The organism is Pantoea sp. Pa-EAmG, from assembly GCF_030024295.1.
Classification (GTDB): Bacteria; Pseudomonadota; Gammaproteobacteria; order Enterobacterales; family Enterobacteriaceae; genus Pantoea; species Pantoea dispersa.
In genome coordinates this window covers 16,499-30,695 of sequence record NZ_JASEWO010000005.1, presented here as the reverse complement: position 1 = coordinate 30,695, position 14,197 = coordinate 16,499, and the positions used below count along the sequence as shown (strand labels likewise).

Genomic DNA, 14,197 nt, shown 5'->3' with positions numbered 1-14,197 from the left:
TCAGTGCTGCTCGCTGTGCGCGCAGTAACAAAATTGCGCGCTGCGTCTTTACAGCTAACGCCATTTCACGCAATGTGAGCGCAATACAATTAATGAGATCTCACTATGACCTTAGCGGCTGTTTCTCTGAGTGAAGTGCTGGCGCGCCGTGACTGGGAAAACCCGGTTATCACCAGCCTGCATCGCCTGGACGCGCATCCACCGTTTGCCAGCTGGCGCGATGAAGTCAGCGCGCGCGATGGCCATCCCTCACCTGCGCAGCAGCGGCTGAATGGTCAGTGGGCCTTCAGCTATTTTACCGCGCCGGAAGCGGTGCCGCACAACTGGCTGCTACAGGATTTACCGGACGCCGCAACGCTGCCGGTGCCTGCCAACTGGCAGTTGCACGGCTACGACGCGCCCATTTATACCAACGTGCAGTATCCCATTCCGGTCAATCCCCCTTTAGTGCCACGCGAGAACCCCACCGGATGTTACTCGCTCACATTTAAAGTTGATGACGGCTGGTTAAGCCAGGGACAGACGCGCATCATCTTCGATGGTGTCAGCTCGGCCTTTTATTTGTGGTGCAACGGACAGTGGATGGGCTATTCGCAGGATAGCCGCTTACCCGCCGAGTTTGATCTCAGCCACGTGCTGCAGCCGGGAAACAATCGTCTGGCGGTCATGGTGCTGCGCTGGAGCGACGGCAGCTATCTGGAAGATCAGGACATGTGGCGCATGAGCGGTATTTTCCGCGACGTGACGCTGCTGCACAAACCGGACACCCGCCTGAGCGATGTGCAGATCGAAACTGCGCTCAGCCCGGAATATCTGCGCGGCGATTTACGGGTGAGTGTCAAAATCCATGCCGGCGCGCGCCCGCTCAGTCAGTGTCGGGTGCGCGTCACGCTATGGCGCAACGGCGACTGTATTGCGCAGCACGAACAGCCGCCGGGCAGCGTCATCATTGATGAACGTGGCCACTATCCGGAACGCACCCTGCTGGTGTTGCCGGTACTGCAACCGCTGTTGTGGAGCGCCGAAACGCCTCATCTCTACCGCGCGGTCGTTACGCTGCTTGATGATGCCGGCGAGGTGATCGAAGCCGAAGCTTATGATGTGGGTTTCCGACGCGTCAGCATTGAGCACGGCCAGCTGTGCCTCAACGGCAAGCCGCTGCTGATACGCGGCGTTAATCGTCATGAGCACCATCCCGAGCGCGGTCAGGTGGTGGATGAAGCCAGCATGCGTCAGGACATTGAACTGATGAAGCGCCACAACTTTAACGCGGTGCGCTGCGCTCACTATCCTAACCATCCGCTGTGGTATCGGCTGTGCGATGAGTACGGCCTGTACGTGGTTGACGAAGCCAATATCGAAACGCACGGCATGCAGCCGATGAACCGCCTCTCCGACGACCCGCGCTGGTTTGCCGCCTATAGCGAACGCGTAACGCGCATGGTGCAGCGCGATCGTAATCATGCCTGCATTATCATCTGGTCGCTGGGCAATGAGTCCGGCCACGGCAGCACGCACGATGCGCTGTACCGCTGGGTGAAAAGCAGCGATAGCACGCGCCCGGTACAGTATGAGGGCGGCGGTGCCAACACGGCGGCCACCGATATTCTGTGCCCGATGTATGCGCGCGTCGATCAGGACCAGCCCTTCCCGGCGGTGCCGAAGTGGTCACTGAAAAAATGGATCAGCCTGCCGGATGAAGCGCGTCCGCTGATCCTGTGTGAATACGCCCATGCGATGGGAAACAGCTTTGGCGGCTTTGCCAAATACTGGCAGGCATTTCGCCAGTTTCCGCGGCTGCAGGGTGGCTTCGTCTGGGACTGGGTCGATCAAAGCCTGACGCGCTATGACGAACACGGCCAGCCGTGGCAGGCGTACGGCGGCGATTTCGGTGACACGCCCAACGATCGCCAGTTCTGCATGAACGGGCTGGTGTTTGCCGATCGCACGCCGCATCCGGCGCTGTTTGAAGCACAGCGCGCCCAGCAGTTTTTCCGGTTTACGCGCGATCCCGGCGATGCGTATCGCGTGACCGTCACCAGCGAATATTTATTCCGCCGCAGCGACAACGAACGGCTGCGCTGGTGGATTGAGCAGGACGGTGTACCCCTCGCGCGCGGTGAATGGGTGCTGGATCTCGATGCCGAAGGCAGCCACACCTTTACCGTGCCCGCGCCTGAAGCGCTGCAGGGTGAAGCGTGGCTCAACCTCGCGGTGCATCAGATCGCCGCCACGCCCTGGTCTGAGGCGGATCATCGCGTGGCCTGGGATCAGTGGGCGCTGCCGGCCGCACTGCCGGTTACGTTGCCGCCGCTCAGCGCCTGCGCGCCCCAGCTGGAAACCAATCACAATCTGGTGGCGGTGGTGCTGCCCACGCAGCGCTGGCACTTCTGTCGCCGCAGCGGCGCGCTGCTGCAGTGGTGGGTGAACGATCGTGAAACCATGCTGACACCGCTGGAGGAGTGCTTTATTCGCGCACCGATCGATAATGATATCGGCACCAGCGAAGCTGCCAATATCGACCCTAACGCCTGGGTCGAGCGCTGGAAACGCGCGGGCTATGATCGGCTGCAAACAGAGTTGCTGACGATGCAGGTCGACAGCCTGCAGCACGGCGTGCAGATTGAAACCTGGCATCGCGTACTGGGTGAGGGTCAGCACCTGTTTACCAGCCATAAGCGTTATGGCATTAGCGGCGATGGCGAACTGACTATCAGCGTCGATGTACAACAGGCCGCCGGTCTGCCGCCGCCCGCGCGCATCGGCCTGCGCTGCCAGCTGGCTCAGGTCCCGCACCAGGTGAGCTGGCTGGGACTGGGGCCTCATGAAAACTATCCGGATCGCCAGCTGGCGGCGCAGTTTTCACGCTGGCAGCTGCCGCTGGCGGCGCTCAGCACCGGCTACGTCTTTCCGGGTGAGAATGGCTTGCGCTGCGGCACGCGCCAGCTGGATAGCGGCAGCTGGCAGATCAGCGGCGACTTTGCCTTCTCGCTCAGCCGCCACAGCCTTGAGCAGCTGCGCGCCACCTCGCACCGCCATTTGCTGCAGGACGAACCCGGCTGCTGGCTGCATCTCGACGGCTTCCATATGGGCGTCGGCGGCGACGATTCGTGGAGCCCGAGCGTCAGCCCGGAGTTTTTGCTTTCTCAGCGGCGCTGGCACTATGCGCTGACGCTGCGTCAGCCGGTTTAGCGGCGGCCGCCGGGCTAAGGGGTTTCAGCTCGGTTTTTGGCCGGCGATAGAAGCGCTGCAGCAACAGCACATTGAGCAGGACGACGACCGCGGTAGCGAAGAATACCCAGCGGTAACCGGTGGCGGCTGAGACCGCTGCGCCCAGCAGCGGTCCGGCGACGTTACCGAGGTACATGAACGACTGGTTATAACCAAAAATACGGCCGGTGACGTTATCGCGTGAGTGACGCACCAGCAGGGTTTGCACCGCCGGCATCATCGCGCCATCGGCAAAGCCGAGCAGAAAGCGCAGGACGCCCAGCTGCGTGGCGCTGGTGACAAACGACATGGCAATCAGCAGCAGCAGCGAGGCGATCATGGTCGCCAGCAAAATACGCTGGGTACCGATGCGATCGCCGAGTTTGCCGAGACGCGGTGCGGCGATGAGTGCCGACACGCCGGGCAGCGCGGCAATCACACCACTGAGAAACGCGATATTCTGCGCATCCGGCGCCAGCTCACGCACGAACAGCGTCAGGATAGGATTCACCGAGCCGTTACACATCTGAATCACCATGGTGGTGACGAACAGGCAGAACATCAGGCGTGGATTATCGAGGCTGCGCATCACCTCACGCCCGCTCAGTTTGTCCTGCTTGCTCACCGGCGTGTAGCCGGTCTCCTTAATCAGAAACAGCGTCACCAGAAAGCTGACCATCAGCAGCACCGCGGTAACGATAAACACCATGCGCAGGCCCAGCCAGTCGGCCAGCAGACCACCAATCATCGGCCCGAGGATCACGCCGCCAATTTGTCCGGTCGACACGCAGCTCAGCGCCCAGCCGCTGCGCTCACGCGGCACCTGCGCGGCCACCAGCGCCATGGCGTTGGGAATATAACCGGACGTCAGTCCCATCAGCGCGCGCAGCAGCAACAGCTGCCACGCCTGAGTGACAAACGCCTGCAGCAGAATCACCGCGCCCATGCCAAACGAAGCGCGCAGCAGCATCAGCTTGCGCCCTTTGCGATCGGCAAGGCTGCCCCACAGCGGCGCCACGGCGGCAGAAACAATAAAGGTGACACTGAAGGTCAGGCCTGACCAGATACTGAGCGCGTTGCCGCCACGGATACCCAGCTCTTCCACGTAAAGCGGCAGGAAAGGAATGATCTGACTAATGGCCAGGCCGGTAAAAAAGCAGCCAAACCAGACGGATATCAGATTGATCTTCCAGGATTCGATGGAGCGTAGCATGAGCGCAGATGTCAGAAAAAATGAAACGAGGGTTCAGTCTAACAACCTCGTAACATTACCGGACGGCAAAACATGGCATGCGGATGAAAACGCAGTTTTTCGCTGCCGGGCGTGATTCTGCTCACAGCAAATAGGGCAATGCCTCACTTTTGTAGTGTCTTTATGTGCGGTTACCTGGCATAAGACCCGATAAGCGCATCGCGAGAGACGGCAAACGTGAAAAAATATGACGATTCGTTACTGACAATATTCCACACCGCATCTATGTTTAAAAAATCACCAGTTATCACTGGCGAGGCGCTGCCCGTCCTGGACAGTCCGCATGCTTAATTCAGGTTTTCAGTTGCTGCCCGTCGTGGGTGGCAGGCTTCGTTGTCTCTGCGGAGGTCGGCTATGAGAACGCACCATGACAGCGCCAGTCGGGCGATTACCGACTATTTCAACAGCCCCGCCTGGCACGCGCCACACGAGAGCGATTTGCTGGCCGCCATCATGCGCGAGCTGATGGATGATGGCCAGCCCGCCACCAATAAAGCGGTGATTGCCCGCGTGATTACCCGGCTGGAAGTGGAAGGCGATGAACAGCGCCTGCAGAGTTACCGCAACCTGCTGGCGCAGCTGTTAGAAGCAGGGCCGCAAAAATAGCGGCCCCGGAGATTATTTCACCACCCGCAGCTGGTCGGCTTCGCTGACCACTGCTTTACCGCTCTGACGCTGATACAGGCACAGTTCCCGCCCCAGCTGATTTTTCATGTGCTTTTGCGGATAGCGGCCTTCGAGCAACAGCGCATCGTAGCCAACGCTGTCGTCGTACATGATCGGCTTGCCCACCACTTTCACCGCTTTCAGACCGCTGGCCTGCACACATGCCTGCTGCAGGTTTTTATCGTGTTGCTGCCATGCCGCCTCGCTTGAGGCCTGCGCCAGCGGGCTGAGCAGCAGCGTCAAACACAGCGTTCGGGTCAGGTATTTCATCGTCACTCCTGTAAGGTCAGTCTGTTATTGCTGCCTGTACGCCAGGCGCCGCAAAACCGCGATTCATCGCGCGCTATGGCGGAGGCAATATGGCGCAGCAGGCAGGTTATAGCGAAAAAAATTCCCGCCGTAGCGGGAAGAAACAAGACGAGCATTGCATATTCGAGAGTGACGAGGAAATCTCCGTAATGCGCAGCTATCCTCGCCCGCCGCCGTGACAGCCCGATGACAATGCCGTGTCCGTTTGGTGTTACCCGCAGTAAACCCGGGAAATTTTCCCGTTCTGATCGCCGAGGAAATTCAGGCGGCGCAGATTGAAGTCCATGGTGGCGGCGCCGTTCCACGGAATCGCGCGCACCGGTACGGCAAAGCGCTGGGTATCAAGCGCGCTCAGCGGCTGACCGAGGTAGTTCTGATACTGCGAGGCACCGCACTGGTCGGTTTCCGGATCGTGGCTGACGGCGTTACTGCTGTCAGTTTTACTGGCTGACTGACAGGCCGTTAAGGCGAGCATCGCCGTCAGCAGCAGCGCTTTTCCATAATGGTTCACAATTTTCTCCTCCTGGATAATGAACAAGCGGGTTCCTGAGAGTAACAAAGCGTGCCGCCGATGCGAAAATTTTTCCAGCAGACTGGTCGCATTGCGTGACAAAAGGCGCGATTTTCTGCTCACATTTTCGGATTAATCGCACGCTGTGTCTAAAAATCACCCGCGCAGACGCTACAATTATCTAAGACTTTTCTGAGGAGATAATGATGGAACTGGCTATTTTTATCGGCTTCGCCATCGTGATGACCTTCGTGGCCGTCCGGGTGCGTTAAGCCTCGTTAATTTTCTCTCTGCCGTTGCGCACCAAACGGTGCCAGCGGCATCCTCCGCGCCAGATAAGTGATTCGATTCCCTCTCCGCCTGCTGCTCGCCAGATGAAAGCGTAAGCTACCATGCCGCGCATCGCCTGCGATGAGGCGGTCGGTTAGCGGCGCGATTGTGGCGTATCTGAACCGGCGAAAATCTCCGCAAACGCACCTCGACAGCACCGATCGCCGTTGCTACTATGCGTCTTCCTCTGCCCGCTGAGTCGCCTATGGACACCCAATCCGACAAAGTTACGTTGACCCTGTTTTACGTGGGTAGCTTTGTGGTTTATTACCTCGTGACCATGCTGATTACGCTGTTTCCCAATTACGGGACGCTGCGCAATAACGGCTTGCTGGTGCCGGTGCTGTGCCTGTTTGAATTTGCCGTGATCTATCCCCTGTACCGTTTCTACTGCCAGCGCCGCAGCGACATTCCTCTGGGCTTTCTGCGCCCCGGCCAGGCACTGCTGTTTATCGGCGCGCTGTTTGTGCTGATGGTGGCGCAAACGCAGTTCCTGCAGCCGGAAGGCTGGCTGATTGAACAGAGCCAGCAGGGACGCAGTTCAATGCTGATTCTGCTGCTCACCGCCGTGCTGCTGGCGCCGGTGTTTGAAGAGGTGCTGTTCCGCGGCTTTCTGCTGCAGGCGTTTTTGCTGTGGGCGCCCAAAAGCCGTTTTGCCTGCATGTTGCTCACATCGCTGCTGTTCGCCGCGTTGCACACGCAGTACGTGCACTGGGAAACCATCGTTGCGCTGACGCTGTTCTCGCTGCTGCTGTGCTACGCGCGTCTGCGCAGCAACAGCCTGGCGTTGCCGATTTTTCTGCATACGCTGAATAACCTGATCGCCATCCTGCCCGCCTGGTTCTACGCCTGATCCCCCTCACTGTTTGCTAACGATGCCATTAATTTCCCTGCATTTTCAGGTACTATCGCTTTTTAGCCTGCAGGAATGATGGTCGAAGCGCTGATGATTACTATGCTGGATGTGGCCCGCAAAGCGGGCGTTTCTAAAGCCACCGTGTCGCGCGTGCTGGCGGGCAACCGCTATGTCAGCAAATCCACGCAGCAGAAAGTGTTTCAGGCGATTGAGGAAACCGGCTACCGCCCGAATCTGCTGGCGCGCAGTCTGGCGACGCAAAAATCGCAGAATATCGGCCTGATCGTCACCCATTCGCTGTTTAACGGCCCCTATTTCAGCGAGCTGCTGTACCAGACGGCCACGCTGACCAATAACTATGGCCGCCAGCTGATCCTCGCCGATGGCAAAACCAGCGCTGATGATGAGCGCGCGGCAATTGAGTTTCTGCTCGATCTGCGCTGCGACGCCATCATTATCTACCCGCGTTTTCTCGACACCGCCGCGCTGGAAGCGATCATCGACCAGCACGATATCCCGATCATGGTGGTTAACCGCCGTCTGACGCAGCACGCGGCGAACTGCGTCTGGGCTTCGCACCAGCAAAATACCCGTGATGCGGTGAACTACCTGATTGCGCGCGGTCACCATGACATCGCGTTTATCACCGGACTGGCGGGATCGCCCACCGCCGCCGCGCGTCTGGCTGGCTATCAGCAGGCGCTGGCCGATCATCAGTTGCCGTATGAAGCGGCGCGCGTACTGCCGGGCGCGTGGACGCCGGAGAGTGGTCAGGCGGCGGCACGCCAGCTGCTGAGTGCCGGCGTACCCTTCAGTGCGCTGATGGCCAGCAATGACGATATGGCGATTGGTGCCGCGCTGGCGCTGAATGCGGCGGGCAAACGGCTGCCGCAGGATGTATCGCTGATGGGCTTTGATGATATTCGCATGGCCGAATTTTTCCTGCCGCCGCTCACGACGGTTCACGTGCCGGTGGCGGAGATGATTCAGCACACGCTGGCGCAGCTGGTGGCGATGCTGGAGGGCGAAGCGATTGCGCCCCTGCCGCCGTTCAGCGGACGGCTGATTGAGCGCGCCTCCGTGGCAGATGGACCATTTCGCCGTTCATAACGCCTGATCGCCGTCATCCTGCGTGACCAGCCACTGCTCCAGCTGCTGTAGCGTAGCAGCCTTAACACTCTCCTGCGGGCGCACCAGGTAATAGGTGTGCCGGCCACAGTCCAGCTGGTAATCCTCCATGGCGATCAGCGTGCCCGCCTTCAGCTCCGCTTCCACCAGCACGCGCTGCGCCAGCGCAATCCCCTGCCCTTCAATGGCGGCCTGATAGGCCAGCGCCGAACTTTCCATCTGCCGCCGGTGCGGCAGCGCGTCCATTTCCACGCCAAATGCTTCGCACCAGCGCTGCCAGTCATCAGGACGTCCGCGCACCAGCAGCAGGGTATGCTGCGCCAGCCCGGCCAGATGCATGCTGGCGCGCCGGTCAGCCGTCGGACGGCACACCGGCACCAGCACGTTTTTCACCAGCGGCGTGGCGTGCTGCTGCGGCCACGTACCGTCACCAAGCCGAATCGCCGCGTCGCAATCCACCGTATCGTCCCATTCCGACGCGGTCGTCAGGCGCACGTCAATCGCCGGATGCGCCAGCTGAAACTGTGCCAGCCGCGGAATCAGCCAGCGGGTGGCGAACGTGGTGAAGGAGTGCAGCCGGATGACCGTGCGGCCGGCATTGCGCTGCAGCGTGGCGCTCGCCTGGCGAATACCGTCGAGGTGCTGGCTGATTTGCAGAAAATAGGCATTGCCGGGCAGCGTCAGTACCAGCCCGCGCCCCTGACGCTGAAACAGCGCCGTGCCAAAGTACTCTTCCAGCAGACGAATCTGACGACTCACCGCGCCTGGCGTCACCGACAGGCCATCAGCCGCTGCCCGCACGCTGCCACTACGGGCGACATATTCAAACGCCAGCAAGGCATTCAGGGGTGGCAAATCACGCATCAGTTAACCGTTCAGTTTTTCTCAATGATGGAGCAATTTTAATCGATTGTGGCGAAAAGGCCAGACGCGCATCATTTCTGCACAGCGGCAGCCAGCCCGATAACGCTGACTGCCAGGTTGTCACATTGATTCTGACACTGGAGCACACTGGAATGATTAAAGTCACCAATCCTGCCGACGGCAGCCTCGTCGGCGAAGCACCGTTCATGCGCCACGACGAGGTCGCGGCCGCTATCGATCGCACCTGTGCCGCGTTTCCGGCATGGGCGGCAAAAAGCGCGAAACAGCGCAGCGACCTGCTGCGTGGCTGGTACGATCTGGTACGCGCCGATAAGCACCTGTTTGCTGAACTGATGGTCAGGGAGAACGGCAAATGCCTGAGCGAAGCGCTGGGCGAAATCGAGTACGGTCTCGGCTTTATTGAGTGGTATGCGGAAGAGGCCAAACGCGTCAACGGTGATACCCTGCCGTCGCACGATGCTAACGCCTCCGTGCTGGTGGTAAAAGAGCCGGTCGGCCCGACCGCGGCCATCACACCGTGGAACTTCCCGTTTATGATGATCACCCGCAAAATTGCTACCGCGCTGGCCGCAGGCTGCACCATGATCATCAAACCGGCAGAAGAGACGCCGCTTACCGCGTATAAACTGCTGGAGTATGCCCGTCAGGCCGGTATTCCCGCTGGCGTGTTTGAGATGGTAACCGGCGATCCGCAAGCCATCGGCGAAGCTTTTACCAGCGATACGCGCATCCACAAAATCTCCTTCACCGGGTCTACCCGCGTCGGCAAGCTGCTGGCGCAGCAGTGCGGGGCCACGCTGAAAAAGATGACTATGGAGCTGGGCGGCAACGCGCCCTTTATCGTGTTCGCCGACAGCCCACTGGAAGAGAGCGTGGCCGGGCTGGTCAGCGCCAAACTGCGTAACTCCGGCCAGGTGTGTATTTCGCCTAACCGCATCTTTGTGCATGACGCGATTTACGATGCCTTTGTGCAGCAACTGGTGAAAACAGTCAGTGAGATCCGCGTCGATCAGGGTATGCAGCAGGAATTTGTGGTTGGCCCGCTGATTAACCGCATGGCGCTCGATAAAGTCACCGCGCTGGTGGATGATGCGGTAGCACAGGGGGCGACGCTGCGCCTCGGCGGCAAGCCACACGCGAAGGGCGGGCTGTTCTATGAGCCGACCATCCTGTGCGATCTGGACGCCTCGTTTGCCGTGCACAACACCGAGATTTTCGGACCGGTATTTGCCCTGTACCGTTTCAGTGATGAAGAGCAGGTGATTCGCTGCGCTAACGACACCGAATACGGTCTGGTGGCCTATGCGTGGACGCGGGACGTTGGCCGCGCTTTCCGCCTGTCGAAAAAACTGGAAGCCGGCATGGTGATCCTCAATTCCGGCTCAGTCGGTACGGCGTCAGTGCCGTTTGGCGGTATCAAGCACTCCGGCTACGGCCGCGAGGGCGGCCATTACGGTATTGAGGAGTATGTGCAGGTAAAATATGTGCTGATGGCGGGACAACACCGCTAATCACGCTGCTGGCGCGGCGGCGACCCAGCCGGGATGCCGCCGTGCCGCGCGTTAGTATTCCACCTCCGCATCAGGCTGTGCGCCGTTATTGCGGATCAACTGCTGATACCAGAAAAAGCTCTTCTTGCGATAGCGCGCCAGATCGCGCAGATCGTGTTCATCGCGGTTAACATAGATAAAGCCGTAACGTTTGCTGATGCCCTGATGAGTGCTGACCAGATCGATGGCCGACCACGGACAGTAGCCAAACAGCTCGACGCCATCGGCAATTGCCAGCCGCAGCTGAGTGATATGCTCGCGCAGATAGGCAATGCGATAGTCGTCATACACTTTGTTGCCCGCCTCCAGCGTGTCGAACGCACCCAGACCGTTTTCTGTCACAATCAGCGGCAGGCGATAGCGTGCGTAGATCTCGCGCGCGGTAATGCGGAAACCGACCGGATCGATATACCAGCCAAACTGATTCTGCTGCAGATGCGGATTGTTGCAGCCGACGTACACCGATTTGTCGATGCCGGCCATCTGCTGGTCGGCCTGCTGCTTGCTGTTCAGCTCACCGCGCGCGACCTCAGGCATGTCAGCACTGACGGTGGCCGATGCATAATAGTTGAAGGCGATAAAGTCCGGCTGACCGGCGGCGATGGTCGCCATATCCTCCGCCTCAATGTGCGGCAGCCAGCCGCGCTGCTGCAGAAACGCCCACACCACGTTGTTGTAATGGCCGTGTACCGCCAGGTCGAGGTAGAGCCAGTTGCGGATCGCTGAAAAGTTATCAGCGGCCAGCACATCTTCCGGTCTGGCGCTGGCGGCATAGATACAGGAGATGTTCGGTGCCGGGCCAATTTTGGCCTGCGGCAAGCGCTGGTGACAGGCAATCATCGCTTTGGCCTGCGCCAGCATCATATGGTGGTTCTGCTGATACAGCGTCTTCTGCGCATCCACCGTGCCGGCCGGCAGCGTGCCAATCACCTCGCCTTTGAGGATCATCATGTTTTGTTCATTGATGGTCAGCCAGTATTTCACCCGGTCGCCATAGTGCTCGAAACAGGTGATGGCGAAGCGCTCAAAGGCGGCCACGGTGCGCCGGTTTGACCAGCCGCCATCCTGCTGCAGCGCCCACGGCAGGTCGAAGTGATAGAGCGTGACCAGCGGCTCAATGCCGTGGCGGCAAATTTCATCAATCAGCTGCTGATAAAACGCAATGCCCGCCGGATTCAGCTCGCCGTCACCCTGCGGATAGATGCGGCTCCAGGCGATGGAGAATCGATAGGTTTTCAGGCCCAGCTCCGCCAGCAGCGCGATATCTTCCCGGAAGCGATGATAGTGATCGCTGGTGACGGTGAAATCCGTCATCCCCTCAGGAAAATGGCCTTTATCGATCACCGACGGCCCTTTGCCGTCTACGTTCCAGGCGCCCTCAACCTGATACGCCGAGGTTGAAGCGCCCCACAGAAAGCCGTGCGGAAACGCACCGGGGTTAGGATGTTGCATACTGCCTCCTTGTTAGTCTGCAGCCAGCTCGCGCCGCAGCTGGATGATCTCTTCCGCCAGTTCACGGCACAGCATGGCGTTCATCAGGTGATCCTGCGCATGCACCATGATCAGATTGACCGGAATTTTGCCGCAGCCTTCGTCAGCACCGATCAATTCGGTCTGGATACGGTGCGCGGCTCTGGCCGCCTCGCTGGCTTCGCTCAGCAACGCATCGGCGCGTGGCCACTCTTTGCGCCGCGCCGCGCGCAGCGCTTCCATCGAGCAGGAGCGCGCTTCTCCCGCCTGAATAATCAGTTCCATGACCGTGCTCTCATCAATTTCCATCATGCCTCCTTAACCGGTTGCGCTGCGGCGGCCTGCTCAAGCTCCTGCTGCAGCAGTTGCCGCTCATAAATTTTGAAAAACGGGTAGTAAATCAGCGTGGCGATGGTTACCAGCACGGCAATCAGCACGATGACGCGCCAGTCCCAGCCGGTCGACCAGGCCGCCCCGATCGGTGCCGGCGTGGTCCAGGGGGCCAGCGACACCACGTGGTTAATCAGGTGGGTTTTGGTGGCTGTCCAGGCGAGCGTGGCGTTGACTAACGGCGCGCAGATAAACGGAATGAACAGAATCGGATTCATCACCACCGGCGAACCGAAGATGACCGGCTCGTTGATGTTGAACATGCTGGGCACAATGCTCAGCTTGCCAATCGAGCGCAGATGCGCCGAGCGGCTGCGCAGGTAGAGCAGCACCAGTCCCATGGTGGAACCGGAGCCGCCAATAACGATGAAAAACTGCCAGAACGGCTCGATAAACACGTGCGTGATCGGCTCACCGGCGTTGAGCGCCTGCTGGTTGAGGCCAAGGTTAGTCAGCCAGAACGCCTGCAGAATGCCGCCGACAATCACCGCACCGTGAATGCCAGCGAACCACAGCATGTGGCACAGCAGCACCGCCACCAGCACCGCCGGTAACGAATCCGAGGCGGAGATAATCGGTGCGAACAGCGCCATGATCGCCTGCGGCAGCAGCAGGCCAAACTGCGCCTGCACCCACAGGCTGAGCGGAAACAGCGTGATGAAGATGGCGATGATCGGGATCAGCAGATCGAACGACTGACGAATTTTGGGCGGCACCTGCTCCGGCAGCTTAAAGCCGATGTTGTGCTTTTGCAGGAAGTGCATCAGCTCAGTGGCGAACAGCGCCACCAGAATCGCGGTGAAAATGCCCTCGCCGCCGAGTGAGCCAACCGGCAGCGTGCCGTTGCTCTGTGGCGCGGCCACCACCAGAAACGCCATCAGCGCCAGGCTGGCCGCCATAAAGCCGTTCATTTTGTAGCTGTTCGCCAGGTTATAGGCGATGGCGCTGGCGATATATAGCGCCATGATGCCCATGGTCATGTTATATGGCATCATGATTTGCGCTTCATGCGCGCGCACCATACCGAGCCACCACTGGGCAAACGCCCATGAGCTGTCAGCTGAGAACGGCGGATGGGCAAACAGCAGCATAAACGAGCCCACAATCAGAAACGGCATCGAGGCAATAAATCCATCGCGGATGGCAATCACATGGCGCTGGCTGGAGAGGCGTCCGGCCAGCGGGCTGATGCGGTTTTCAATCACACCAAATAACGATTCGCTTATGCTGCTCATCGGCGAGCTCCTTGCATCAGGCAACAACAGAATAAGCCTGTGCATTGGCGCACAGGCGTAAACAATTATTTTATTTTCGCAACAATCGTCAGGCGTGAATCAGCTTTAGCGAATCATCTAATATTTTCGCGCCATTCATCATGCCGTAATCCATGCTATTAATCACAGTGATAGGCTTATTTAGCTGCTGCGCCAGCGGCTGGAAGTCCGCCAGTTTGTATTTAATCTGCGGCCCGAGCAGGCAACAGTCAAAGTTCGCGATCTGATCGTTAAACTCTTCAATGCCAACGGCTTTTATCTCAACCTCGACGCCCTTCTCTTTGGCGGCCTTCTCCATTTTCTGCACCACCATGCTGGTGGACATCCCGGCGGCGCAGCAGAGTAAAATCTTTGGCATCATTCAAT

Annotated in this window: 13 protein-coding genes; 5 read left to right on the top strand and 8 right to left on the bottom strand. The window is 59.3% G+C overall.

Annotation, left to right across the window (positions count from 1 at the left end; all coding sequences use genetic code 11):
* Positions 1-105 precede the first annotated feature (105 nt).
* Positions 106-3,192: a beta-galactosidase gene (locus QMM04_RS01610; protein WP_282995515.1), complete on the top strand. Its 3,087-nt coding sequence runs from the start codon at positions 106-108 to the stop codon at positions 3,190-3,192.
* Here the strand turns inward: QMM04_RS01610 and QMM04_RS01605 are convergent.
* Entirely contained in the window at positions 3,125-4,423 is a 1,299-nt protein-coding gene (locus QMM04_RS01605; RefSeq protein ID WP_058757990.1) for a multidrug efflux MFS transporter, read from the bottom strand. The genes QMM04_RS01610 and QMM04_RS01605 overlap by 68 nt on opposite strands.
* A 393-nt stretch (positions 4,424-4,816) precedes the next feature.
* Between QMM04_RS01605 and QMM04_RS01600 the strand changes: the two genes are divergently transcribed.
* Positions 4,817-5,068, top strand: a complete 252-nt coding sequence (locus QMM04_RS01600) for a biofilm development regulator YmgB/AriR family protein (RefSeq protein WP_021313231.1) — start codon at positions 4,817-4,819, stop codon at positions 5,066-5,068.
* Positions 5,069-5,080: 12 nt separating this feature from the next.
* Here QMM04_RS01600 and QMM04_RS01595 read toward each other — a convergent pair whose 3' ends face one another.
* Together QMM04_RS01595 and QMM04_RS01590 are read right to left on the bottom strand one after the other, a co-directional pair.
* Positions 5,081-5,398, bottom strand: coding sequence for a hypothetical protein (locus QMM04_RS01595; protein WP_021507239.1), 318 nt, complete (start codon positions 5,396-5,398; stop codon positions 5,081-5,083).
* Between the two features lie 250 nt (positions 5,399-5,648).
* Positions 5,649-5,948 (bottom strand): I78 family peptidase inhibitor, encoded by a 300-nt coding sequence (locus QMM04_RS01590; RefSeq protein ID WP_211726364.1) that lies wholly within the window; start codon positions 5,946-5,948, stop codon positions 5,649-5,651.
* Positions 5,949-6,483: 535 nt separating this feature from the next.
* Here QMM04_RS01590 and QMM04_RS01585 point away from each other — a divergent pair.
* The gene (locus QMM04_RS01585) at positions 6,484-7,131 is read left to right on the top strand and encodes a type II CAAX endopeptidase family protein (RefSeq protein WP_021507241.1); all 648 of its coding nucleotides are present in this window, start codon (positions 6,484-6,486) and stop codon (positions 7,129-7,131) included.
* Positions 7,132-7,224: 93 nt separating this feature from the next.
* Positions 7,225-8,244 carry a LacI family DNA-binding transcriptional regulator gene (locus QMM04_RS01580; protein WP_262258096.1) on the top strand — a complete coding sequence of 340 codons (1,020 nt, stop codon included), beginning with the start codon at positions 7,225-7,227 and terminating at the stop codon, positions 8,242-8,244.
* Here the strand turns inward: QMM04_RS01580 and QMM04_RS01575 are convergent.
* Entirely contained in the window at positions 8,239-9,126 is an 888-nt protein-coding gene (locus QMM04_RS01575) for a LysR substrate-binding domain-containing protein (RefSeq protein WP_127833733.1), read from the bottom strand. The genes QMM04_RS01580 and QMM04_RS01575 overlap by 6 nt on opposite strands.
* Before the next feature lie 152 nt (positions 9,127-9,278).
* Between QMM04_RS01575 and QMM04_RS01570 the strand changes: the two genes are divergently transcribed.
* Positions 9,279-10,658, top strand: a complete 1,380-nt coding sequence (locus tag QMM04_RS01570) for an NAD-dependent succinate-semialdehyde dehydrogenase (protein WP_021507244.1) — start codon at positions 9,279-9,281, stop codon at positions 10,656-10,658.
* A gap of 51 nt (positions 10,659-10,709) precedes the next feature.
* Here QMM04_RS01570 and QMM04_RS01565 read toward each other — a convergent pair whose 3' ends face one another.
* The 4 genes from QMM04_RS01565 to QMM04_RS01550 form a co-directional block, all read right to left on the bottom strand.
* Positions 10,710-12,149: a glycoside hydrolase family 1 protein gene (locus tag QMM04_RS01565; protein ID WP_215480055.1), complete on the bottom strand. Its 1,440-nt coding sequence runs from the start codon at positions 12,147-12,149 to the stop codon at positions 10,710-10,712.
* A gap of 12 nt (positions 12,150-12,161) precedes the next feature.
* On the bottom strand, positions 12,162-12,476 hold the full coding sequence (locus QMM04_RS01560) for a PTS lactose/cellobiose transporter subunit IIA (RefSeq protein ID WP_010618140.1): 315 nt from the start codon (positions 12,474-12,476) through the stop codon (positions 12,162-12,164).
* Entirely contained in the window at positions 12,476-13,792 is a 1,317-nt protein-coding gene (locus QMM04_RS01555; protein WP_021507246.1) for a PTS sugar transporter subunit IIC, read from the bottom strand. Before QMM04_RS01555 ends, QMM04_RS01560 begins: the two co-directional genes overlap by 1 nt.
* An 88-nt stretch (positions 13,793-13,880) precedes the next feature.
* Positions 13,881-14,189 carry a PTS sugar transporter subunit IIB gene (locus QMM04_RS01550; protein WP_031279665.1) on the bottom strand — a complete coding sequence of 103 codons (309 nt, stop codon included), beginning with the start codon at positions 14,187-14,189 and terminating at the stop codon, positions 13,881-13,883.
* Between the last annotated feature and the right edge of the window lie 8 nt (positions 14,190-14,197).

Coding starts and splice junctions, on each gene's coding strand:
- QMM04_RS01580 (WP_262258096.1), top strand. CDS start 7,225: ATGATTACTATGCTGGATGTGGCCCGCAAAGCGGGCGTTTCTAAAGCC.
- QMM04_RS01555 (WP_021507246.1), bottom strand. CDS start 13,792: ATGAGCAGCATAAGCGAATCGTTATTTGGTGTGATTGAAAACCGCATC.
- QMM04_RS01600 (WP_021313231.1), top strand. CDS start 4,817: ATGAGAACGCACCATGACAGCGCCAGTCGGGCGATTACCGACTATTTC.
- QMM04_RS01595 (WP_021507239.1), bottom strand. CDS start 5,398: ATGAAATACCTGACCCGAACGCTGTGTTTGACGCTGCTGCTCAGCCCG.
- QMM04_RS01575 (WP_127833733.1), bottom strand. CDS start 9,126: ATGCGTGATTTGCCACCCCTGAATGCCTTGCTGGCGTTTGAATATGTC.
- QMM04_RS01610 (WP_282995515.1), top strand. CDS start 106: ATGACCTTAGCGGCTGTTTCTCTGAGTGAAGTGCTGGCGCGCCGTGAC.
- QMM04_RS01585 (WP_021507241.1), top strand. CDS start 6,484: ATGGACACCCAATCCGACAAAGTTACGTTGACCCTGTTTTACGTGGGT.
- QMM04_RS01565 (WP_215480055.1), bottom strand. CDS start 12,149: ATGCAACATCCTAACCCCGGTGCGTTTCCGCACGGCTTTCTGTGGGGC.
- QMM04_RS01560 (WP_010618140.1), bottom strand. CDS start 12,476: ATGGAAATTGATGAGAGCACGGTCATGGAACTGATTATTCAGGCGGGA.
- QMM04_RS01570 (WP_021507244.1), top strand. CDS start 9,279: ATGATTAAAGTCACCAATCCTGCCGACGGCAGCCTCGTCGGCGAAGCA.
- QMM04_RS01550 (WP_031279665.1), bottom strand. CDS start 14,189: ATGCCAAAGATTTTACTCTGCTGCGCCGCCGGGATGTCCACCAGCATG.
- QMM04_RS01605 (WP_058757990.1), bottom strand. CDS start 4,423: ATGCTACGCTCCATCGAATCCTGGAAGATCAATCTGATATCCGTCTGG.